18 protein-coding genes are annotated in these 21202 nt (G+C 43.1%); 14 read left to right on the plus strand and 4 right to left on the minus strand.

Annotation, left to right across the window (positions count from 1 at the left end):
• Positions 1 to 261: 261 nt before the first annotated feature.
• Complete coding sequence (gene nagA / locus HT671_RS01835) at positions 262 to 1413, minus strand: N-acetylglucosamine-6-phosphate deacetylase (RefSeq protein WP_001134440.1); 1152 nt, start codon at positions 1411 to 1413, stop codon at positions 262 to 264.
• A gap of 280 nt (positions 1414 to 1693) precedes the next feature.
• Here nagA and gmk point away from each other — a divergent pair, with 280 nt between their 5' ends.
• The 12 genes from gmk to HT671_RS01895 all read left to right on the plus strand — a co-directional run bounded on the left by gmk (position 1694) and on the right by HT671_RS01895 (position 14416).
• Entirely contained in the window at positions 1694 to 2320 is a 627-nt protein-coding gene (gmk, locus tag HT671_RS01840; RefSeq protein ID WP_000775034.1) for a guanylate kinase, read from the plus strand.
• A 24-nt stretch (positions 2321 to 2344) separates the two neighbouring features.
• On the plus strand, positions 2345 to 2659 hold the full coding sequence (gene rpoZ, locus HT671_RS01845) for a DNA-directed RNA polymerase subunit omega (RefSeq protein WP_000979235.1): 315 nt from the start codon (positions 2345 to 2347) through the stop codon (positions 2657 to 2659).
• Positions 2660 to 2724: 65 nt separating this feature from the next.
• The gene (locus tag HT671_RS01850; RefSeq protein WP_000233902.1) at positions 2725 to 5121 is read left to right on the plus strand and encodes a primosomal protein N'; all 2397 of its coding nucleotides are present in this window, start codon (positions 2725 to 2727) and stop codon (positions 5119 to 5121) included.
• 12 nt (positions 5122 to 5133) lie between these two features.
• The gene (gene fmt, locus HT671_RS01855) at positions 5134 to 6069 is read left to right on the plus strand and encodes a methionyl-tRNA formyltransferase (protein ID WP_000163714.1); all 936 of its coding nucleotides are present in this window, start codon (positions 5134 to 5136) and stop codon (positions 6067 to 6069) included.
• Entirely contained in the window at positions 6062 to 7375 is a 1314-nt protein-coding gene (rsmB, locus tag HT671_RS01860; RefSeq protein ID WP_007284879.1) for a 16S rRNA (cytosine(967)-C(5))-methyltransferase RsmB, read from the plus strand. Before fmt ends, rsmB begins: the two co-directional genes overlap by 8 nt.
• 14 nt (positions 7376 to 7389) lie before the next feature.
• A complete protein-coding gene (locus HT671_RS01865) occupies positions 7390 to 8130 on the plus strand; it encodes a Stp1/IreP family PP2C-type Ser/Thr phosphatase (RefSeq protein ID WP_000406237.1) in 741 nt (246 codons plus the stop codon).
• Positions 8127 to 10106, plus strand: coding sequence for a serine/threonine-protein kinase StkP (gene stkP, locus HT671_RS01870; protein WP_172923017.1), 1980 nt, complete (start codon positions 8127 to 8129; stop codon positions 10104 to 10106). Before HT671_RS01865 ends, stkP begins: the two co-directional genes overlap by 4 nt.
• A 114-nt stretch (positions 10107 to 10220) precedes the next feature.
• The gene (locus HT671_RS01875; protein WP_000392948.1) at positions 10221 to 10979 is read left to right on the plus strand and encodes a threonine/serine exporter family protein; all 759 of its coding nucleotides are present in this window, start codon (positions 10221 to 10223) and stop codon (positions 10977 to 10979) included.
• A gap of 1 nt (position 10980) precedes the next feature.
• Positions 10981 to 11430 carry a threonine/serine exporter family protein gene (locus HT671_RS01880; RefSeq protein ID WP_000172685.1) on the plus strand — a complete coding sequence of 150 codons (450 nt, stop codon included), beginning with the start codon at positions 10981 to 10983 and terminating at the stop codon, positions 11428 to 11430.
• Between the two features lie 160 nt (positions 11431 to 11590).
• A complete protein-coding gene (locus HT671_RS01885; protein WP_025170610.1) occupies positions 11591 to 11839 on the plus strand; it encodes a hypothetical protein in 249 nt (82 codons plus the stop codon).
• 130 nt (positions 11840 to 11969) lie between these two features.
• On the plus strand, positions 11970 to 13142 hold the full coding sequence (locus HT671_RS01890) for a hydroxymethylglutaryl-CoA synthase (protein WP_172923018.1): 1173 nt from the start codon (positions 11970 to 11972) through the stop codon (positions 13140 to 13142).
• The gene (locus tag HT671_RS01895) at positions 13142 to 14416 is read left to right on the plus strand and encodes a hydroxymethylglutaryl-CoA reductase, degradative (RefSeq protein WP_000704368.1); all 1275 of its coding nucleotides are present in this window, start codon (positions 13142 to 13144) and stop codon (positions 14414 to 14416) included. The genes HT671_RS01890 and HT671_RS01895 overlap by 1 nt, the downstream gene beginning before the upstream one ends.
• 35 nt (positions 14417 to 14451) lie before the next feature.
• On the opposite strand, the gene HT671_RS01900 is transcribed toward HT671_RS01895, so the two are convergent.
• Together HT671_RS01900 and HT671_RS01905 are read right to left on the minus strand one after the other, a co-directional pair.
• Positions 14452 to 15417 carry a LacI family DNA-binding transcriptional regulator gene (locus HT671_RS01900; RefSeq protein ID WP_000226009.1) on the minus strand — a complete coding sequence of 322 codons (966 nt, stop codon included), beginning with the start codon at positions 15415 to 15417 and terminating at the stop codon, positions 14452 to 14454.
• Complete coding sequence (locus HT671_RS01905; protein WP_023940842.1) at positions 15398 to 16852, minus strand: glycoside hydrolase family 32 protein; 1455 nt, start codon at positions 16850 to 16852, stop codon at positions 15398 to 15400. Before HT671_RS01905 ends, HT671_RS01900 begins: the two co-directional genes overlap by 20 nt.
• Before the next feature lie 381 nt (positions 16853 to 17233).
• On the opposite strand from HT671_RS01905, the gene HT671_RS01910 reads away from it, so the two are divergent.
• Both HT671_RS01910 and scrK read left to right on the plus strand, forming a co-directional pair.
• Positions 17234 to 19120: a sucrose-specific PTS transporter subunit IIBC gene (locus tag HT671_RS01910; RefSeq protein WP_138703232.1), complete on the plus strand. Its 1887-nt coding sequence runs from the start codon at positions 17234 to 17236 to the stop codon at positions 19118 to 19120.
• A 149-nt stretch (positions 19121 to 19269) separates the two neighbouring features.
• Positions 19270 to 20157 carry a fructokinase ScrK gene (scrK, locus tag HT671_RS01915; RefSeq protein ID WP_000164309.1) on the plus strand — a complete coding sequence of 296 codons (888 nt, stop codon included), beginning with the start codon at positions 19270 to 19272 and terminating at the stop codon, positions 20155 to 20157.
• 42 nt (positions 20158 to 20199) lie between these two features.
• Here the strand turns inward: scrK and HT671_RS01920 are convergent, their stop codons facing one another.
• A complete protein-coding gene (locus HT671_RS01920) occupies positions 20200 to 20817 on the minus strand; it encodes a TVP38/TMEM64 family protein (protein WP_023940844.1) in 618 nt (205 codons plus the stop codon).
• Positions 20818 to 21202 lie beyond the last annotated feature (385 nt).

Below are 21202 nucleotides of genomic sequence, written 5' to 3' on the forward strand. Positions count from 1 at the left end.
AGAAAACAAGCTAAACTGAGCCTGGAACAACTCGTAAACGCTCCAAGTTGGTCTACTACCCAAGTAAAATTTATACTAAACAGAAATTAAAAAACAAATTAGAAGACTTGGATTGCACAGCTCAAAATACTGATTTTAGAAAGTGGAATACTAATTAATGGAGTTGTAACAAATAGTTGACAGTGTTTGTTGCTTTTTGACTTCAAAGGAGTATTACTGGATTTTCTCCTCAAATTAGACTTTTGCCCAGACTCTTCTCTCTTATGCTTGATAACGTTTCACACCATCTAGATAGGTTGCTACCAATTCCAAATCTTTGTCTAAAACAATAAAATCTGCATCATAACCTTCACGAATTTGTCCACAGACGTCATCGATGTGAACGGATTTAGCTGGGTTGAAGCTGGCCATCATGACTGCTTCATGCGGATTCGCAATTCCCCATTCGACTACATTCTTCACACCATCTTTGAGTTTGAGGATAGAACCTGCCAAGTTACCTGTCGATTTGAGGCGTGCAGTTCCATTTGCAACGACAACTGGGAATTCTCCCAACATATAGTCACCGTCTTCCAATCCACCAGCTGTCATACAGTCTGTAATAAGAGCAATGTTTTCTGTCCCTTTTTGTTTGATAAGAATTTCGCAGGCTTTTGGATCTACGTGATGGCCATCACAGATCAACTCTGCATAGGTATGAGGTAATTGATACATGGCTCCAACCATACCCAGTTCGCGGTGAGTCAACCCACGCATTCCATTGTAGGCGTGTACCCAAACACTCGCTCCAGCATCGACTGCTTTTTTAGCTTCATCAAAAGTCGCGTTTGAGTGCCCAAGAGCAACCGTTACACCTTCTCCGGTGATAGTCCGTACAAAGTCTTCTACACCTTCACGCTCTGGCGCAAGAGCAATTTTATTTAGCAAGCCATTTGCTGCTTTTTGCCAAGCACGAAACTCATCCATGCGAGGATCTTTCATGTAGGCAGGGTTTTGAGCCCCCTTGTATTTCTCTGTGAAATAAGGCCCTTCAAAATAAATTCCACGAATTTTCGCGCCACTTGCTTCTTGATAACGAGCACCGATATTTTCAGTTACCGCAAGCAATTGCTCATAAGTCGATGTCAAAGTTGTTGGCAAGAAGCTCGTTACCCCCATGCTGAGGAGTCCTTCACTCATAGTATGAAGCGTTCCTTCGATATTATTATCCATAACATCCACACCGCCAAATCCATGAATGTGGGTATCCACAAGTCCTGGAGCAATGCTATAACCTGTATAGTCAATCACCTCAGCTCCTTCAGGAATCTGCTCTACATGTTTTCCAAACTTGCCGTCCACAAGTTCCAAGTAACCACCTCGACGAACTCCGTGTGGGTAGAAAAACTGATCCGCTTTAATATAGTTAGGCATAATGTTAACCTCCTTAAAAAATTGATTCTACAATTTATTATGTCAATTACATTATAAACCTTTCTTTTTCATTTGTAAATGGTATAGACCTATTTTCTGAAGATATTTTAAAAGCGATATTTCACGTTCGAATCACAACACATCTAAATAAATAAGAAAGAGCAGTTGAAAAATTACTGCTTTTTTGTTACACTAGATAGAAAGACTGTAAAGGATAATCTGGCTTTTTGCCATTATTCTAGAGAAATGTTATTTCACAGACTGACTAAAAGGAGACACAATGGCAGACCGAGGCTTACTAATCGTTTTTTCTGGTCCTTCAGGGGTTGGCAAAGGAACGGTTAGAAGAGAGATTTTTGAGAGTTCTGAAAATCAATTTCAATACTCTGTATCGATGACGACACGCGCACAACGTCCTGGAGAAGTGGACGGTGGTGACTATTTCTTCCGTACTCGTGAAGAGTTTGAAGAGCTGATTCGTCAAGGACAGATGTTGGAATACGCAGAATATGTCGGCAACTACTATGGAACTCCTCTGACCTACGTCAATGAAACCTTGGACAAGGGAATCGATGTTTTCCTTGAAATTGAAGTTCAGGGTGCTCTTCAGGTTAAGAAAAAGGTTCCAGATGCTGTCTTTATCTTCCTGACACCACCAGATTTGGATGAATTACAAGACCGCTTGGTAGGTCGTGGAACAGATAGCGCAGAAGTGATTGCCCAACGAATCGAAAAAGCCAAGGAAGAAATTGCTCTCATGCGTGAGTATGATTATGCGATTGTCAACGATCAGGTGCCCCTAGCTGCTGAGCGTGTCAAACGTGTGATCGAAGCAGAGCACTTCCGTGTGGACCGTGTCATTGGTCACTATCAGGAGATGTTACCAAAGTCTCCAACTACCCGATAAAATTTAGAAAATAGGTACAAGCAAATGATGTTAAAACCCTCTATTGATACCTTGCTCGACAAGGTTCCTTCAAAATATTCACTCGTAATCTTGGAAGCAAAACGTGCCCACGAATTGGAAGCAGGTGCACCAGCAACTCAAGGTTTCAAGTCTGAAAAATCAACTCTTCGCGCTCTAGAAGAAATCGAATCAGGAAACGTAACCATTCACCCAGACCCAGAAGGGAAACGTGAAGCAGTGCGTCGCCGTATCGAAGAAGAAAAACGCCGCAAAGAAGAAGAAGAAAAGAAAATCAAAGAGCAAATCGCTAAAGAAAAAGAAGATGGTGAAAAAATTTAAGGTTGGGGGGACTCAATCTTATTTTTTCTATTGTAAGAATGTACTGACAAGGAGGAGGTGAGAAGATGGTTATAGCCAATATTATTGTAGATGTGCCCTTGATGCAGACGGACCAGCCCTATAGTTACAAGATTCCTAAGGAATTTGAGGGAATGCTAGAAGTTGGGATGCGGGTTCATGTGCCTTTTGGTAAGGGCAATCGCCTGATTCAAGGGATTGTTCTTGGTTTGGAGTCCCAAGTGGATGAAGAAGGGGTAAGTCAAGATTTAAAAGATATTGCCGAGGTACTGGATTTTTCTCCTGTTCTCACGCAAGAACAACTCTGGCTGGCTGAGGAGCTCCGCAAATCTGTATTTTCTTACAAAATCTCTATTCTCAAGGCTATGCTACCGGGATTTCTAAATTCTAGCTATGACAAGATTCTCTATCCTCTGGAAGGTCTGAGTCAGGAAGACCGAGAGCGCTTGTTTGGTTCTGAAGATTCACTAGCCTTTTCTTCTCTGGATTTAGGTAAGCAAGCTGAAATGATGCGTTTGACTAGAAAAGGCCTACTTGGTCTGGAATATCAGGCAGTCGATCAAAAGAAGGTCAAGACCCAGTCTTGGTATGAGGTGAATCTAGCTCAATTAGAAGGTGTTGAAATATCTGCGCGTGCCAAGAAAAAGTTGGAATTGAGAGATTACTTGCTGTCTCATCCTGAGAGTGCTTCCTTGGCTAGTTTGTTAGAGTCCTACTCACGGGAGCAGGTCAACTTTTTTGTGGAACAAGGTGCTGTGTCCATAGTCCAAAAGGAAGTGCAACGCTCGGCTGCTTATTTTGAAGGGATTGAAGCAAGTCAGCCTTTGGAGTTGAATCCAGAGCAAAGACAGGCGCGTGATGCGGTTGTGAGTGCTATTGGTAGTCATCAGCCTCCCTTCCTCCTTCAAGGGATCACAGGAAGTGGGAAGACCGAGGTTTACTTACAAATAATCCAAGGAGCTTTGGATAAGGGGAAAACAGCCATCTTGTTAGTGCCTGAGATTTCCTTGACTCTGCAGATGACGGAGCGTTTTATTGCTCGCTTTGGTAAGAAAGTGGCCATTCTTCACTCAGGCCTGTCCAATGGTGAAAAGTATGATGAATGGCGCAAGGTGGAACGCGGCGATGCCCAAGTTGTTGTTGGTGCTAGATCTGCAATCTTTGCTCCGCTGAAAAATCTAGGTGTCATGATTATCGATGAGGAGCATGAAGCGACTTATAAGCAGGACAGTAATCCCCGTTACCATGCTAGAGAGGTGGCTATTTTACGGGCTCATTATAATCAAGCGGCTCTGGTGCTTGGTTCAGCAACTCCTAGTCTGGAAAGCCGTGCTCGGGCTGGCAAAGGCGTTTATCAACATTTACGTCTGACCCAACGCGCCAATCCTTTAGCTAGAATCCCTGAGGTTCAAGTGATTGACTTTCGGGACTATATCGGACAAAACGAGACGTCAAATTTTACGCCTCCTTTGCTAGAAGCGATTCAGGACCGTCTGGCTAAAAAAGAGCAGGTGGTTCTCATGCTCAATCGCCGTGGTTATTCTAGCTTTGTCATGTGTCGGGAGTGTGGGACGGTGGATACTTGTCCCAACTGTGATATTTCCTTGACCTTGCACATGGATACCAAGAATATGAACTGCCATTATTGTGGTTTTTCGAAGGACATTCCTCAGGTCTGTCCTAACTGTAAGAGCCGCAGTATTCGCTACTATGGGACAGGGACACAGAAGGCTTATGACGAGCTAGCAGAACTCTTTCCCCAGGCTCGCATTCTGCGCATGGATGTGGACACGACTCGTAAGAAAGGTAGTCACCAAGCTCTGCTTGACCAGTTTGGGCGAGGAGAAGCAGATATTTTACTAGGTACTCAGATGATTGCCAAGGGATTGGATTTTCCAAATGTGACCCTAGTCGGTGTTCTAAATGCGGATACGGCCTTGAATCTGCCTGATTTCCGTTCTTCTGAGAGAACCTTCCAGCTCTTGACTCAGGTGGCAGGTCGAGCAGGACGTGCTGAAAAAGCTGGGCAGGTCTTGATTCAGTCTTACAATCCTCAGCACTACGCTATTCGATTTGCAAAAGACCAGGACTACGAAGGCTTTTATGCTTATGAAATGGGTATCAGACGACAACTTGGCTATCCACCTTACTATTTCACCATTGGCATTACCCTTTCTCACAAGAAAGAAGAAGAGGTGGTCAAACGTGCCTATGAAGTCATGAACATTTTGCGGTCAGGTTTGTCTGAAACCAGTAACATCCTCGGGCCAACGCCCAAACCCATCGCCCGTACTCACAACCTCTATCATTACCAGATTTTAATTAAATACCGTTTAGAAGATGAGCTGGGACCAACCCTCAACCAGGTCTTGGCCTTGACTCAAGAAAGGGAAAATAGTGAGCTCCGTCTCAGCATTGACCATGAGCCACAGCAATTTTTATAAGAAGGAGAAGATATGACAAAACTAATCTTTATGGGGACACCCGACTTTTCAGCAACAGTCTTAAAAGGACTTTTGACAGATAACCGTTACGAAATTCTAGCCGTTGTGACCCAGCCAGACCGTGCTGTCGGACGTAAAAAAGTTATCCAGGAAACCCCAGTTAAACAAGCTGCAAAAGAGGCAGGACTTCCTATCTACCAACCTGAAAAACTATCTGGAAGTCCAGAGATGGAAGATCTTATGAAGCTAGGAGCAGATGGGATTGTGACTGCCGCTTTTGGCCAGTTTCTCCCAAGTAAACTCCTTGATAGCATGGACTTTGCGGTCAACGTTCACGCGTCACTCCTTCCTAAACATCGTGGTGGTGCTCCGATCCATTATGCCTTGATTCAAGGTGATGAGGAAGCTGGTGTAACCATTATGGAGATGGTTAAGGAAATGGATGCAGGGGATATGATTTCTCGTCGTAGTATTCCGATCACAGATGAGGACAATGTTGGCACCTTGTTTGAAAAATTGGCGCTAGTTGGTCGTGATTTGCTTTTGGATACTTTGCCTGCCTACATTGCTGGTGACATCAAACCTGAACCGCAGGATCCAAGTCAGGTTACTTTCTCGCCAAATATCAAGCCAGAGGAAGAAAAGTTGGATTGGACTAAAAGCAATCGTCAACTTTTCAACCAAATCAGAGGGATGAACCCCTGGCCTGTTGCCCATACTTTCCTTAAGGGCGACCGCTTTAAGATTTATGAAGCCCTGCCAGTAGAAGGTCAGGGAAATCCAGGAGAGATTCTCTCTATCGGCAAGAAAGAATTGATTGTCGCAACGGCAGAAGGAGCTTTGTCTCTTAAGCAAGTGCAGCCAGCTGGTAAGCCTAAGATGGACATCGCTTCCTTCCTCAACGGAGTTGGACGTACATTGACTGTAGGAGAACGATTTGGTGACTAAAGTAGAAACGGCTAGAAGTTTAGCCCTGGCAGTATTAGAGGATGTTTTTATCAATCAAGCATACTCAAATATCGCCTTAAATAAGCATCTCAAGGGAAGTCAACTTTCGGCAGCAGACAAGGGCTTAGTGACCGAGCTAGTCTATGGAACGGTAGCCCGTAAACTGACTCTGGAATGGTACCTATCCCATTTTATCGAAGACAGAGATAAGTTAGATAACTGGCTCTATGTCCTTCTTCTCATGAGTGCCTACCAGCTCCGCTATTTGAACAAGATTCCAGATTATGCTGTGGTCAATGAAGCAGTGGAATTGGCCAAAGTCCGTAAAAAAGGCAGTGAAAAATTGGTCAACGCCGTCCTTCGCCGTATCTTGCGTGAAGGCTGGCCAGATATTGCTAGCATCAAACGAAAAAACAAGCGTGACTCCATCGCTTATTCCCTTCCGGTTTGGCTAGTTGCAAAGCTCAAGGAAGAATACGGAGAGGAGCGAGCGCAAGCTATTTTTGAAAGTCTCTTGGTGCGAAACAAGGCCAGTATTCGTGTAACTGATTTAAGCCGAAAAGAGGAAATCCAAGCCTTATTGGAGGCGAATAATTCCCTTTTAGCAACCACTGGTCTGGTTAAGGAGCAAGGGCATTTTGCAGGCCATGATTTGTTTGCAGAAGGGACTATAACCATCCAAGACGAGTCTAGTCAGCTGGTTGCGCCAACTTTGAATTTGCAGGGAGATGAGCGAGTGCTTGATGCCTGTGCGGCTCCGGGTGGGAAAACAGCCCATATAGCCTCTTATCTCACGACAGGTCAGGTTACTGCTCTGGACTTGTACGATCACAAGTTGGACTTAATCCAAGAAAATGCTCAACGTCTGGGAGTTGCAGATCGGGTTCAAAGGCAAAAATTGGATGCCAGAAAGGTGCATGAGTTTTTTGGGCAGAATTCATTTGATAAGATTTTGGTGGATGCTCCCTGTTCAGGAATCGGTCTTTTGCGCCGAAAACCAGATATCAAATACAATAAAGAAACGGCAGATTTCGCGTCCTTACAGGAAATTCAGCTAGAAATATTAGGTAGTGTTTGTCAAACACTAGGCAAAGGTGGTATAATAACTTATAGCACCTGTACTATTGTCTCAGAGGAGAATTTTCAAGTTGTTGAGGCCTTTTTAGAAAGTCATCCCGAGTTCGAGCAGGTAAAACTAGAACATGAATGTAAGGATATCATGAAAGACGGCTGTATCCTCATTACACCTGAATTGTATGGAAGTGATGGATTCTTCATCAGTCAATTTCGCAAGATATCGGATTAGGAAGGAACTGACACATGGAAATTTCATTATTAACAGATGTTGGTCAGAAACGAACAAATAACCAAGACTATGTCAACCACTATGTCAATAGAGCTGGACGTACCATGATTATTTTAGCTGATGGGATGGGAGGTCATCGCGCAGGGAATATCGCTAGTGAAATGGCGGTAACAGACCTAGGTATAGCTTGGGTTGATACCCAAATCGATACAGTCAATGAAGTGCGTGAATGGTTCGCCCATTACCTAGAAATTGAAAATCAAAAGATTCACCAGCTTGGTCAGGATGAAGCTTACAGAGGCATGGGAACTACTTTGGAAGTCCTTGCTATTATCGATAATCAGGCTATCTATGCTCATATTGGTGATTCGCGTATCGGCTTGATTCGTGGAGAAGAATACCATCAGTTGACGAGCGACCATTCTTTGGTCAATGAATTACTCAAGGCTGGTCAATTGACACCAGAAGAGGCAGAAGCTCATCCGCAAAAAAATATTATCACCCAGTCTATTGGGCAAAAAGATGAAATTCAGCCTGATTTTGGGACAGTGATCCTTGAGTCAGGTGACTATCTCTTGCTCAATAGTGACGGCTTGACCAACATGATTTCAGGCAGTGAGATTCGTGATATTGTAACCAGTGATATTCCTTTAGCAGATAAAACGGAGACACTTGTTCGTTTTGCTAACAATGCAGGAGGTTTAGACAACATTACGGTTGCCCTTGTTTCTATGAACGAGGAGGATGCAGAATGATCCAAATCGGCAAGATTTTTGCCGGACGCTATCGGATTGTCAAACAGATTGGTCGAGGAGGCATGGCAGATGTTTACTTAGCCAAAGATTTGATTCTAGACGGGGAAGAAGTGGCAGTGAAGGTTCTGAGGACCAACTACCAGACGGACCCGATAGCTGTAGCTCGTTTTCAGCGTGAAGCGAGAGCTATGGCAGATTTAGACCATCCTCATATCGTTCGGATAACAGATATTGGTGAGGAAGACGGTCAACAGTACCTCGCTATGGAGTATGTGGCTGGACTTGACCTTAAACGCTATATCAAGGAACACTATCCTCTTTCTAATGAAGAAGCCGTCCGTATCATGGGACAAATTCTTCTCGCCATGCGTTTGGCTCATACCAGAGGGATTGTTCACAGGGACTTGAAACCTCAAAACATCCTCTTGACACCAGATGGGACTGTCAAGGTTACAGACTTTGGGATTGCAGTAGCCTTTGCTGAGACGAGTCTGACTCAGACTAACTCGATGCTGGGCTCCGTTCATTACTTGTCACCAGAGCAGGCGCGTGGTTCTAAGGCGACTGTACAAAGTGATATCTATGCCATGGGGATCATTTTCTATGAGATGCTGACAGGCCATATCCCTTATGATGGGGATAGTGCAGTGACCATCGCTCTCCAGCATTTCCAAAAACCCCTGCCGTCCGTTATTGCTGAGAATCCATCTGTGCCCCAGGCTTTGGAGAATGTTGTTATCAAGGCAACTGCTAAGAAATTGACAGATCGCTATAAATCAGTTGCTGAGATGTATGTGGATTTGTCTAGTAGTTTGTCTTATAATCGTCGTAATGAACCAAAGCTGATCTTTGACGATGCGACTAAGGCAGATACCAAGATCTTACCGAAGGTTTCCCAGAGTACCTTGACATCTATTCCTAAGGTTCAAGCGCAGACAGAACACAAACCAATCAAAAAAACAAGCCAGGCTGTGACAGAGGAAACTTACCAACCACAAGCACCGAAAAAACGTAGATTTAAGATGCGTTACCTGATTTTTTTGGCCAGCCTTGTATTGGTGGCAGCCTCTCTTATTTGGATACTATCCAGAACTCCTGCAACCATTGCCATTCCAGATGTGGCAGGTCAGACAGTTGCGGAAGCCAAGGAAACCCTCAAGAAAGCCAATTTTGAGATTGGCGAGGAGAAGTCAGAGGCTAGTGAAAAGGTGGAGGAAGGGCGGATTATCCGTACAGATCCTGGCGCTGGAACTGGTCGAAAAGAAGGAACGAAAATCAATTTGGTTGTCTCATCAGGCAAGCAATCTTTCCAAATTAGTAATTATGTCGGTCGGAAATCATCTGATGTCATTGCGGAATTAAAAGAGAAAAAAGTTCCAGATAATTTGATTAAAATTGAGGAAGAAGAGTCCAAGGAGAGTGAGGCTGGAACGGTCATGAAGCAAAGTCTACCAGAAGGTACGACCTATGACTTGAGCAAGGCAACTCAAATTGTCTTGACAGTGGCTAAAAAAGCTACGACGATTCAATTAGGGAACTATATTGGACGGAACTCTACAGAAGTCATCTCAGAACTCAAGCAGAAGAAGGTTCCTGAGAATTTGATTAAGATAGAGGAAGAAGAGTCCAGCGAAAGCGAACCAGGAACGATTATGAAACAAAGTCCAGGTGCAGGTATCCCTTATGATTTGAGTAAACCTACTCAAATCGTCTTGACAGTAGCTAAAAAAGTTACAAGTGTTGCCATGCCGAGTTACATTGGTTCCAGCTTGGAGTTTACTAAGAACAATTTGATTCAAATTGTTGGGATTAAGGAAGCCAATATAGAAGTTGTAGAAGTGACGAAAGCACCTGCAGGTAGTGCAGAAGGCATGGTTGTTGAACAAAGTCCTAGAGCAGGTGAAAAGGTAGACCTCAATAAGACAAGGGTCAAGATTTCAATCTACAAACCTAAAACAAGTTCAGCTACTCCTTAAAATCAGATGGATAATCAAAATAAGTAATCAATCTTTGTCATGATTTCATGGCAAAGATTTTTTTTGAGTCCGGATTTGTGATAGAATAGAAGGAGTTGATAAAAGGAGGAACGCATGGAAGAATCAAGAGAATTAAATGCCGTCATCGATGTGATTATGCTAGCGGGGACTATTCTCCTTAAAAGTGGTTCAGAGATTCATCGCGTAGAAGATACCATGATTCGGATTGCGCATTCGCAGGGGATTGTGGATTGCAATGTCCTTGCCATGCCTGCCGCTATCTTTTTCTCTATTGAAAATACCAATATTTCGCGCATGAAGCGGGTGACCTCCTCTTCTTATAACATCGAAAAAGTCTGCGATGTGAACCAGATTTCTCGTCAGCTGGTTGGGGGACAGATTGATTTAGAAACAGCCTTTAAGCAATTGACGGCCTTGCAGGCCCAACCCCTTCCCTATACTAAGTTGCAGGTAACTCTGGCTGCGACCTTAAGTGCTCCTTTCTTTTCGGTTATGTTTAGTGGAAATATCTACGACGCACTTGGGGCAGGAGTGGCGACCTTATTTGGTTTTGCCTTTTCCCTCTATGTGGAGAAGTTTATCCGAATTCCCTTTGTGACAGCCTTTGCTGGGGCCTTCGTCTTTGGAATGATTGCCCAGTTTTGGGCTCGCTACACAGGCTTTCCTTCAACGGCAGACTTGATTATAGCTGGTGCGGTCATGCCGTTTGTTCCAGGAATTGCCTTGACCAATGCGGTTCGTGATATTATGACCAACCACATAAACTCTGGTATGAGCAAGATGTTTGAATCCCTGCTCATTACCCTTGCTTTAGGGGCAGGAACTTCTGTCGCCTTGGTATTGATGAACTAATATGACACTAATAACCTTTTTATTACAAGCAGTAGCAAGTCTTCTTGCTATTATTACCTTTCTAATCGTACTCAATGTTCAGCGGTCCATGCTCTTACCAGGAGGAATTTTGGGCATGGCTGTCTGGCTAGTCTATCTCTTGCTCAAGGAACCGACCAATGTTATTGTGGCTACTTTTATTGCAGCCATTATAGGTTCTTGTGTCAGCCAGATTTTAAGTATTCTTTATAAGACTCCTGCTGTGGTCTTTATCTTAGCAATCTTGGCACCCTTGGTTCCGGGTTATCTCTCCTATCGGACAACTGCCTTTTTTGTGACAGGGGACTATAATAAAGCGCTGGCAAGTGCAACATTAGTTGTTATGCTGGCTCTGGTCATTTCCATTGGAATGGCTAGCGGAACAGTGATTCTCAGACTGTATCATTATATAAAAACACATCGAGTATCGTAGACTTTACAGAAATAAAAGAATTTTCTGAAAAATGAGATAAATATAGTGACAAGGCTTTCTATGTATGCTATTCTCTCTATATAAAGGAGGAAAAATCATGAAAAAATCACTATTTTCCTTATTGTCTGTAAGTCTACTGACTTTGTTGCTTATCCCAGTCATGGTTTCTAGTTTGGGTTCAGAGTTTCAAAGTGGATTACAAGAGCATCAGTTGATTGCCGAAAAGGTTAGTAAAACACTTGACAAGACATTTGATAAGGATGTCAGAGAAATTCCGACCAGTCAGTTTTATCAAGAATTTGTAGATGAGATGGGAAGGACTTACTCAGGAAATTTAATCCTCCAGGAACTGATAACTGAGAATGGGGCTTATAAAGCTACTTATATCGGTGAACTCTCTAGCAACTAATCATTCTTTGAAATTATGACCAATAAGAGGCTTGATTTGGTGAATCAAGTCTTTTTTATCTCTTTTACTGCCATTTGTGATAAAATAGTACCGAACGATTTTTTACATGAATGATAAAACAGAGGTAAATATGACAATCGGTATTGATAAGATTGGTTTTGCGACCAGTCAATATGTCTTGAAGTTACAAGACTTAGCAGAAGCGAGGGGAATTGACCCTGAAAAATTAAGCAAAGGACTCTTACTCGAGGAATTGAGTATTGCGCCCTTAACTGAGGACATCGTGACCTTGGCGGCCAGTGCTAGTGACTTTATTTTAACTGAGCAAGAAAGAGCAGAAATTGACATGGTCATTGTGGCGACCGAGTCAGGAATTGACCAGAGTAAGGCTGCAGCCGTCTTTGTGCATGGCTTGCTGGGTATTCAGCCCTTTGCGCGTAGTTTCGAGATTAAAGAAGCCTGCTATGGAGCGACAGCTGCCCTTCATTATGCCAAATTGCATGTGGAAAATTCTCCAGAGTCCAAGGTCTTGGTCATTGCCAGTGATATTGCCAAGTACGGTATTGAAACTCCAGGAGAACCAACTCAAGGTGCTGGAAGTGTGGCCATGTTGATTACACAAAATCCACGCATGATGGCCTTTAATAATGACAATGTTGCTCAAACCCGTGACATCATGGATTTTTGGCGTCCAAATTACTCGACAACTCCTTATGTAAATGGTGTCTATTCTACCCAACAATATTTGGATAGTTTGAAAACGACTTGGCTTGAATATCAAAAACGCTACCAGATTACTTTGGATGATTTTGCGGCTGTTTGTTTCCATTTGCCTTATCCTAAATTAGCCTTAAAAGGTTTGAAAAAAATCATGGATAAGAGCCTGCCTCAAGAGAAAAAAGACCTCTTGCAAAAGCATTTTGACCAGTCTATTCTTTACAGTCAAAAGGTGGGGAATATCTACACAGGTTCACTTTTCCTTGGGCTTCTGTCTCTCTTGGAAAATACAGATAGCTTGAAGGCTGGGGATAAAATCGCCCTTTATAGTTACGGAAGTGGTGCTGTAGCTGAGTTCTTCAGCGGTGAATTGGTTGAAGGTTATGAAGCTTATCTGGATAAAGACCGCTTGAACAAGCTCAACCAACGAACTGCCTTATCTGTTGCAGACTATGAAAAAGTCTTCTTTGAAGAAGTAGACTTAGATGAAACAAATTCTGCTCAGTTTGCTGGCTATGAAAATCAAGATTTTGCCTTGGTTGAAATTGTTGATCACCAACGCCGTTATAGCAAGGTTGAAAAATAATGAAGATAAGTTGGAATGGATTTTCTAAAAAATCATACCAAGAGCGCCTCGAGCTGTTAAAAGCTCAGGCGTTCCTTAGTCCTGAGAGGCAAGAGAGTTTAGAGCAGGATGAACAGATGAGTGTAACTGTGGCAGATCAGCTGAGTGAGAATGTGGTGGGAACTTTTTCTCTGCCTTATTCGCTGGTCCCAGAGGTTCTCGTTAACGGTCAGGAATACACAGTTCCCTATGTGACAGAAGAACCGTCCGTGGTTGCTGCGGCCAGCTATGCTAGTAAAATCATCAAGCGAGCAGGTGGCTTTACTGCTCAGGTTCATGAGCGCCAGATGATTGGACAGGTAGCCCTTTATCAAGTTGCTGACCCTGAACAAGCGCAAGAGAAGATTGCCAGCAAGAAAGCAGAGCTCCTAGAACTTGCCAATCAAGCCTATCCTTCTATCGTTAAACGTGGAGGTGGGGCGCGTGATCTGCATGTCGAGCAGATAAAAGGCGAACCAGACTTTCTCGTTGTTTATATTCATGTCGATACCCAGGAAGCCATGGGTGCCAATATGCTCAACACCATGCTGGAAGCCTTGAAACCAGTCTTAGAAGAACTCAGTCAGGGACAGAGTCTCATGGGAATCCTGTCCAACTACGCAACTGATTCTCTGGTGACTGCAAGCTGTCGCATCGCCTTTCGCTACTTGATCCGCCAAAAGGAGCAAGGACGAGAAATTGCAGAGAAGATAGCCTTGGCTAGTCAGTTTGCGCAAGCTGATCCTTATCGAGCGGCTACCCACAATAAAGGGATTTTTAACGGTATTGATGCCATTTTGATTGCCACTGGTAATGACTGGCGTGCCATTGAGGCGGGGGCTCATGCCTTTACTAGTCGAGACGGGCGCTATCAAGGTCTCAGTCGCTGGACGCTGGATCTTGAAAGAGAAGAATTGGTCGGTGAGATGACCTTACCCATGCCTGTAGCGACCAAGGGTGGCTCTGTTGGTCTCAACCCTCGTGTAGCTCTCAGTCATGAATTATTGGGAAATCCTTCTGCCAAAGAATTAGCCCAGATTATCGTGTCTATCGGGCTTGCCCAAAATTTTGCGGCCCTCAAAGCCTTGGTGAGTACAGGGATTCAGCAAGGCCACATGAAATTGCAGGCTAAATCTTTGGCACTTCTCGCAGGTGCTAGTGAATCCGAAGTTGCTCCCCTAGTCGAGCGCCTCATCGCAGATAAAACCTTTAACCTAGAGACAGCCCAGCGCTACCTAGAAAATTTAAGATCATAAAAACTCAGACGAATTCGGTCTGAGTTTTCTTGTATTTAAATACTTTTTCCTGGTAATAAGGTAACTGGTAAGAAGTAACCAGTTGTCGCAACTTCCTTGCCTTCGATCTTCTGCAAGAGAAGATCGACAGTGAGGCAGGCAATCTCTTCCAAGGGTTGCTTGATAGTAGCCAGTTGAGGGTAGTAATTTTCGATAAAGTAGGTACCATCATAGCCGATGACCTTGAGCTCTTCTGGTACAGAAATGCCCAATTCTTGAGCGATTTTAATGACCAAAATAGCTGTCAAATCATCTGAAGCAAAGATGGCATCTGGCTTTTGTCGAGTCAAGATATTCTTGATTTCCATTTCTTTTCTGACGGGAGAAAAGTCACTGGAAACATTGATAATAGGAGCTTTTGGAAGTACGGATGCAAAACCAGCGTGGCGTAGTCCAGTAGGCGAATTGGAATTGTCATTCCCTGTAATCATGATGATAGATTGGGCGCCTGTCTTAACCAAGGTCTGGGCAGCAAGAACTCCACCAGCGTAGTTGTCAGAGGAAACGACTGGAATGTCTGGTGACAGATTTCGGTCAAAGGAAATAATTGGTGCCGTCACTCGATTGTAGTCTTCGATTCCCAAGTTGTGACTACCAGAAATGATGCCGTCCACCTGATTGGCTTCCAACATTTCGATGTATTCGCGTTCCTTCTCAGAATCATGCTCACTGTTGCAGATGATGGTCTTGTAACCATTTTTGAAGAGTTGGTGTTCCAGCTTATCAATCAATTCTGCGTAGAAAACGTTGGAAATATTTGGGAAAATCAAGCCGATTAATTTAGCCGATTTTCCTTGCAAACTACGAGCTAGGTTGTTGGGCTTATAGCCCAATTCCCGCATGGCTTCATTGACTTTTTGGATGGTTTTCTCGGAGAGATAGCCCTTTTTATTGATAACACGAGAAACGGTAGTAGGGCTGACGCCTGCAAGTTTGGCGACATCAGTTAGTTTTGCGACCATAATCTAATTCATAGTAAGTTCCAGTTAGGTTTCCAGATTTGATGAGGATACCATTTTGGTCTACATGTGGGAAGACACGACCGGAAAATACTTTTTCTCCTTTATTGATGAAAATTTCAAAGACAGAGTTATCGATGAAAATCGTAGCAGTAGTAGCCTGATTCTCGATAGGGCAAGAACGAGTTGTCCCAAATTCTTGGGCATACTGTTCACCAGCCTGGCTACGATCTACTGTCACTTGACCATTTACAAGGTCAAAGTTGATGGAAAGTCCCTTGCCTTCTTGATCAGCTAGTAAGACAATCTCGCTCTGGCTATTAGCTTCCAAGCTGAGTTCAAGTTCGTAAGTGTTCTTAGTTTGGGCACGATTTGAGAAGGCTTCCTCAGAGGCACGAAGGTCCTTGACAGCTGCGACTGGGAATTGGTAGAGTTTACCGTCTTTGATAGTGAGTTCTTTGACCAAAGAGAAGGTTCCTTGGTGGTCAAAACGGTCAGATGGATATGAAACATCAGGCAAGCCAAGCCAGCTAACAGCTAGAGCACGTCCATCAGGATCGTTGAAGGCTTGAGTTGCATAGGCTTCGAAACCATAGTCCATGTTTTGAAGTTGAGACACATCTACCATTTTAGCATTTTCAGGGTCAAAGGAAGCCCCAATCTTATACATATTTGGAAAGATATTATCGTAGTCTAGAACTTTCTTATCCAATCCTTGTGGGCAGTAGAGAAGGACAGGTTGCTCCCCTACAAAGACCAGATTTGGACATTCCATCATGTAGGCAGTACGGTCGTTAGCAAAGTCAAGGTTGCCAACAACTTGCCAGTTTGTGTAGTCGTTGTCTACAGCCTTATAAAGACGGACGAAACCTTTTTTCTCCAAGTCTTGACCACCCACGATGGCATAAAATTGACCCTTAAAGTTAAAAATTTGTGGATCACGGAAATGATCAGTAGAGTCTGCTGGCTGGTCGATCAAGATCTTATCAATCTTTCTAATCTTGCCATCCTTATCCATCAAAGCTCCAATCTGGTAAGGGTGACGGATCCAGTTTTCATCACGAACATTTCCTGTATAAAATAGGAACAAGTTATCACCAAATTGCATGGCAGAACCAGAGTAGGCACCGTGGCTATCTAATGGAGTATCAGGTAAAACTTTGACACCAGTTTCTGTGAAGTGAACCAAGTCCTCACTTTCCAATTGCACCCAAGATTTTAAACCATGGGCTGCACCAAAAGGAAAATTCTGGTAAAAGAGGATCCACTTGCCATCAAAGTAGGAAAAGCCATTTGGGTCGTTGAGAAGTCCTGTTTTTGGCTCAACATGGTAATGAGTATGCCATGGAGATTGTGCTATATTTTCCTTTATATGTTGAATTTCTTCTTGCGTCCAATCTTGATAAAGTCTGTAACGACGCTCAGTAGTCCATTCCATTCATTCATTCCTCCAAAAATCTTATCACTTTTAATAGTAACCGTTTTCGGTTAAAAAAGCAAGTCTTTTATGTTAAAAAAGAGAAAAAACTGTCAAACGCTTATCATAAAATAGAAGCAGAAAATCAATCAACCATCTACAGAAAATTGAAAGAAAGTGAAACAAAACCCTTTTGAACTCAGATTTAAAACTTATTTTTTCAAGGAATGCCTGATGAAACAGTCAAAAACAATCAATCTAAAGCGTGCCCACTAAGTGGATGGAATATTTTTTCTGCAAAACGCTTGACATATTTCTAAAACATGATAAAATAATAGTCGTAAGGGCGAATAAAATCGCTTTCAAACAAGAACAAAATGTTATATAAGGAGATTTTTGCAAATGAACAATCAGGAAATTGCAAAAAAAGTCATCGATGCCTTGGGCGGACGTGAAAATGTCAACAGTGTAGCTCACTGTGCGACTCGTCTTCGTGTCATGGTCAAAGATGAAGGAAAAATCAATAAAGAAGTGATTGAGAACTTGGAAAAAGTTCAAGGTGCTTTCTTTAACTCAGGTCAATACCAAATCATCTTTGGTACAGGTACAGTTAATAAAATGTACGATGAAGTTGTTGCACTTGGTTTGCCAACATCATCTAAAGATGATATGAAAGCAGAAGCTGCCAAACAAGGGAACTGGTTCCAACGTGCTATCCGTACTTTCGGTGACGTTTTCGTTCCAATCATCCCAGTTATCGTAGCGACAGGTCTCTTCATGGGTGTGCGTGGTCTCTTGACTGCTCTTGGAATGACACTTCCAGCTGACGTGACAACTTACACTCAAATCTTGACAGATACAGCCTTCATCATCTTGCCAGGTTTGGTTGTGTGGTCAACCTTCCGTGTATTCGGTGGAAATCCAGCCGTTGGTATCGTTCTTGGTATGATGCTTGTTTCTGGCTCACTTCCAAACGCTTGGGCAGTTGCTTCAGGTGGTGAAGTAACTGCTATAAACTTCTTTGGTTTCATCCCTGTTGTTGGTTTGCAAGGTTCCGTTCTTCCAGCCTTCATCATCGGGGTTGTCGGAGCTAAATTTGAAAAAGCGGTCCGCAAGGTTGTTCCAGATGTGATTGATCTCTTGGTAACGCCATTCGTGACACTTTTGGTTATGTCTATCCTTGGACTCTTTGTCATTGGACCAGTCTTTCACGTTGTTGAAAACTACATCCTTATCGCTACAAAAGCGATCCTTAGCTTGCCATTTGGTCTTGGTGGTTTCTTGATTGGTGGGGTTCACCAATTGATCGTCGTGTCAGGTGTGCATCACATCTTCAACTTGCTTGAAGTGCAATTGCTTGCTGCTGACCATGCTAACCCATTCAACGCGATCATCACAGCTGCTATGACAGCTCAAGGTGCTGCGACTGTTGCGGTTGGTGTTAAAACTAAAAATCCAAAACTAAAAACACTTGCTTTCCCAGCTGCTCTTTCAGCCTTTCTCGGTATTACAGAGCCTGCTATCTTCGGGGTAAACTTGCGCTTCCGTAAACCATTCTTACTTTCATTGATTGCTGGTGCAATCGGTGGTGGATTGGCTTCAATCCTTGGACTTGCTGGTACTGGTAATGGTATCACCATCATCCCTGGTACAATGCTTTACATCGGTAACGGACAACTTGCTCAATACCTTCTTATGGTAGCCGTATCATTTTCCCTTGGTTTTGCCCTCACTTACATGTTTGGTTATGAGGATGAAAAAGAAGTTGCTACTGAAGTAGAGACAGAACGTTTGGTCCAAGAAGAAACAACTGGTAACATTCCAGCAGCTCTTCAAAATGAAACACTTGTAACTCCTATCGTCGGTGATGTTGTCGCTCTTGCTGATGTCAATGACCCAGTCTTCTCGAGTGGAGCTATGGGACAAGGTATCGCTGTGAAACCTAGCCAAGGAGTGGTATATGCACCAGCTGATGCTGAAGTTTCAATTGCCTTTCCAACAGGACACGCTTTTGGTTTGAAAACAAGAAATGGTGCTGAAGTTTTGATCCACGTTGGTATTGACACTGTGTCTATGAACGGTGACGGTTTTGAAGCAAAAGTTGCTCAAGGTGATAAGGTTAAAGTTGGCGATGTTCTTGGAACATTTGACTCAAACAAAATCGCTTCAGCTGGACTTGATGATACAACAATGCTTATCGTTACAAATACAGCTGACTATGCTTCAGTAGCTCCAGTCGCAACAGGTTCAGTTGCTAAGGGGGATGCTGTGATCGAAGTGAAAATCTAATCAATCCTCTTTAATGTGAAAACGAACAAATGACATGTTTGTTCGTTTTTGCTTGAATGGTAAGATTTACAGAGGAAAATCTAAAAAATAGAGAAATTTAGACTTTCGAAATATGCTATAATAAAGAAAATAAAAACAAGAGGTTTATCATGACAAAATTATATGGAAGCTTGGAAGCGGGCGGTACAAAGTTTGTCTGTGCTGTCGGTGATGAAAATTTTAACGTTGTAGAAAAAACACAATTTCCAACAACAACTCCAATCGAAACAATCGATAAAACCATCGAGTTCTTCTCAAAATTCGATAACCTTGCTGGTCTTGCAGTTGGTTCATTTGGTCCGATTGATATTGATAAAAACTCAAAAACTTATGGCTTTATCACAACGACTCCAAAACCAAACTGGGCAAATGTGGACTTGCTTGGGGCTCTTCGTCGCGCCCTCAACGTGCCAATGTACTTCACAACAGACGTAAACAGCTCTGCTTATGGTGAAGTGGTTGCCCGTAACAATGCTGGTGGTCGTATCGAAAACTTGGTTTACTACACAATCGGTACAGGTATCGGTGCAGGTGTCATCCAACGTGGTGAGTTTATCGGCGGTGTGGGTCATCCTGAAATGGGTCATTATTATGTTGCTAGACATCCAATGGATATTGAAAAAGAGTTTAAGGGTGTTTGTCCTTTCCATAAGGGATGTCTGGAAGGCTATGCAGCTGGTCCAAGTTTGGAAGCTCGTACAGGTGTTCGTGGGGAAAACATTGAACTCAACAACCCTGTTTGGGATGTCCAAGCCTACTATATCGCTCAAGCTGCGGTTAATGCGACAGTGACTTTCCGCCCAGACGTGATTGTCTTTGGTGGAGGGGTCATGGCTCAACAACACATGTTGGACCGTGTCCGTGAGAAATTTACAGCTCTTCTCAATGGTTACCTACCAGTGCCAGATGTGCGTGACTATATCGTTACTCCAGCAGTAGCAGGAAATGGTTCTGCCACACTTGGGAACTTTGTTCTTGCAAAAGAAGTTTCAAAATAAAGCACAAAATCCGTTTGGGAAACCAAACGGATTTTTTACGTGTCAAAGCATTTGCCAGAAGAAGTCGATAATATAGGTCAGACCGTAGGTATAAACCACGAGGGTAAAGGGCTTGGTTAGAATGATGATGGTCATATAGCGCTTGAAACTCATCTTGGTCAGGGCAGCCAGCATACAGAGAAAGTCAGCTGGACTAATGGGCCAAATCATCATAAAGATAAAGAAACGGTCAAAACGATTGCCCTTGTCCAACCAGCCGATGTACTTGTCATAGGTGCGCTTGCTGACGACAGACTGGACAAAGGCGGCCCCATAGAGGCGCACCAGATAAAAGATAATGGCACAGCCAATCACGATACCGATATAGTTGTAGATTGTCCCGATGATGTGACCGTAGATAAAGACCCCAGCTACCGAGGTCAAGGCCCCAGGAATGATAGGGACGACCGTTTGTAAAATCTGTAAAAAGATAAAGAGGGGTGGCCCCCAGATGCCTGCCTGCTGGATAAAGGCAGAGAGGGTTTCCTTGGACTGTAAAATCCCAGCCTGATAAGCCCAAATGCAGAAAATCAAACTCCCAACCCCACCGGCAATCGATGAGATATTGATAAGGTGCTGCAGAAGGGGAGAAACAGCTTTCATTTGTTTATCCTGTGACATGTAAACTCCTCATAGATAGTATATTTCTACTATACCATATTTTGGAGGAGAAAGGGGGAATGAGTGTTTTTGATGAGAAATAGATGGGAATACAGGCCTTCGAGACTTAGAATAGGTCTGTCAACTAAAGGTTATATGCATTCTAGGTTTCGAATAATCGCAATTCCATAAATTTAAAAGCATTCTAAGTTCGAATAGCTTATCTGATATAATTTTGAGGCATTCGAGCTTTCGAATAGTCATCTTCTCTAAAGTTTAGATGTGTTCTGAAGCTAGAAAGACTAAAATCTAAAAATAATAAGAGTCTCTCTGATGGACGTAATTTATGTCTAGTATGAATCTTTTGAATCGTTAGTTAATTTTAATATTAATCAGTTCTGAAATA

This window comes from Streptococcus sp. 2741 (assembly GCF_013276315.1).
Lineage (GTDB): Bacteria > Bacillota > Bacilli > Lactobacillales > Streptococcaceae > Streptococcus > Streptococcus pseudopneumoniae.

What these genes read in the sequence shown, in the direction of transcription:
- nagA (WP_001134440.1), bottom strand. Translation starts at nt 1,413, where the DNA reads ATGCCTAACTATATTAAAGCGGATCAGTTTTTCTACCCACACGGAGTT.
- gmk (WP_000775034.1), top strand. Translation starts at nt 1,694, where the DNA reads ATGGCAGACCGAGGCTTACTAATCGTTTTTTCTGGTCCTTCAGGGGTT.
- rpoZ (WP_000979235.1), top strand. Translation starts at nt 2,345, where the DNA reads ATGATGTTAAAACCCTCTATTGATACCTTGCTCGACAAGGTTCCTTCA.
- HT671_RS01850 (WP_000233902.1), top strand. Translation starts at nt 2,725, where the DNA reads ATGGTTATAGCCAATATTATTGTAGATGTGCCCTTGATGCAGACGGAC.
- fmt (WP_000163714.1), top strand. Translation starts at nt 5,134, where the DNA reads ATGACAAAACTAATCTTTATGGGGACACCCGACTTTTCAGCAACAGTC.
- HT671_RS01865 (WP_000406237.1), top strand. Translation starts at nt 7,390, where the DNA reads ATGGAAATTTCATTATTAACAGATGTTGGTCAGAAACGAACAAATAAC.
- stkP (WP_172923017.1), top strand. Translation starts at nt 8,127, where the DNA reads ATGATCCAAATCGGCAAGATTTTTGCCGGACGCTATCGGATTGTCAAA.
- HT671_RS01875 (WP_000392948.1), top strand. Translation starts at nt 10,221, where the DNA reads ATGGAAGAATCAAGAGAATTAAATGCCGTCATCGATGTGATTATGCTA.
- HT671_RS01880 (WP_000172685.1), top strand. Translation starts at nt 10,981, where the DNA reads ATGACACTAATAACCTTTTTATTACAAGCAGTAGCAAGTCTTCTTGCT.
- HT671_RS01885 (WP_025170610.1), top strand. Translation starts at nt 11,591, where the DNA reads ATGGTTTCTAGTTTGGGTTCAGAGTTTCAAAGTGGATTACAAGAGCAT.
- HT671_RS01890 (WP_172923018.1), top strand. Translation starts at nt 11,970, where the DNA reads ATGACAATCGGTATTGATAAGATTGGTTTTGCGACCAGTCAATATGTC.
- HT671_RS01895 (WP_000704368.1), top strand. Translation starts at nt 13,142, where the DNA reads ATGAAGATAAGTTGGAATGGATTTTCTAAAAAATCATACCAAGAGCGC.
- HT671_RS01900 (WP_000226009.1), bottom strand. Translation starts at nt 15,417, where the DNA reads ATGGTCGCAAAACTAACTGATGTCGCCAAACTTGCAGGCGTCAGCCCT.
- HT671_RS01905 (WP_023940842.1), bottom strand. Translation starts at nt 16,852, where the DNA reads ATGGAATGGACTACTGAGCGTCGTTACAGACTTTATCAAGATTGGACG.
- HT671_RS01910 (WP_138703232.1), top strand. Translation starts at nt 17,234, where the DNA reads ATGAACAATCAGGAAATTGCAAAAAAAGTCATCGATGCCTTGGGCGGA.
- scrK (WP_000164309.1), top strand. Translation starts at nt 19,270, where the DNA reads ATGACAAAATTATATGGAAGCTTGGAAGCGGGCGGTACAAAGTTTGTC.
- HT671_RS01920 (WP_023940844.1), bottom strand. Translation starts at nt 20,817, where the DNA reads ATGTCACAGGATAAACAAATGAAAGCTGTTTCTCCCCTTCTGCAGCAC.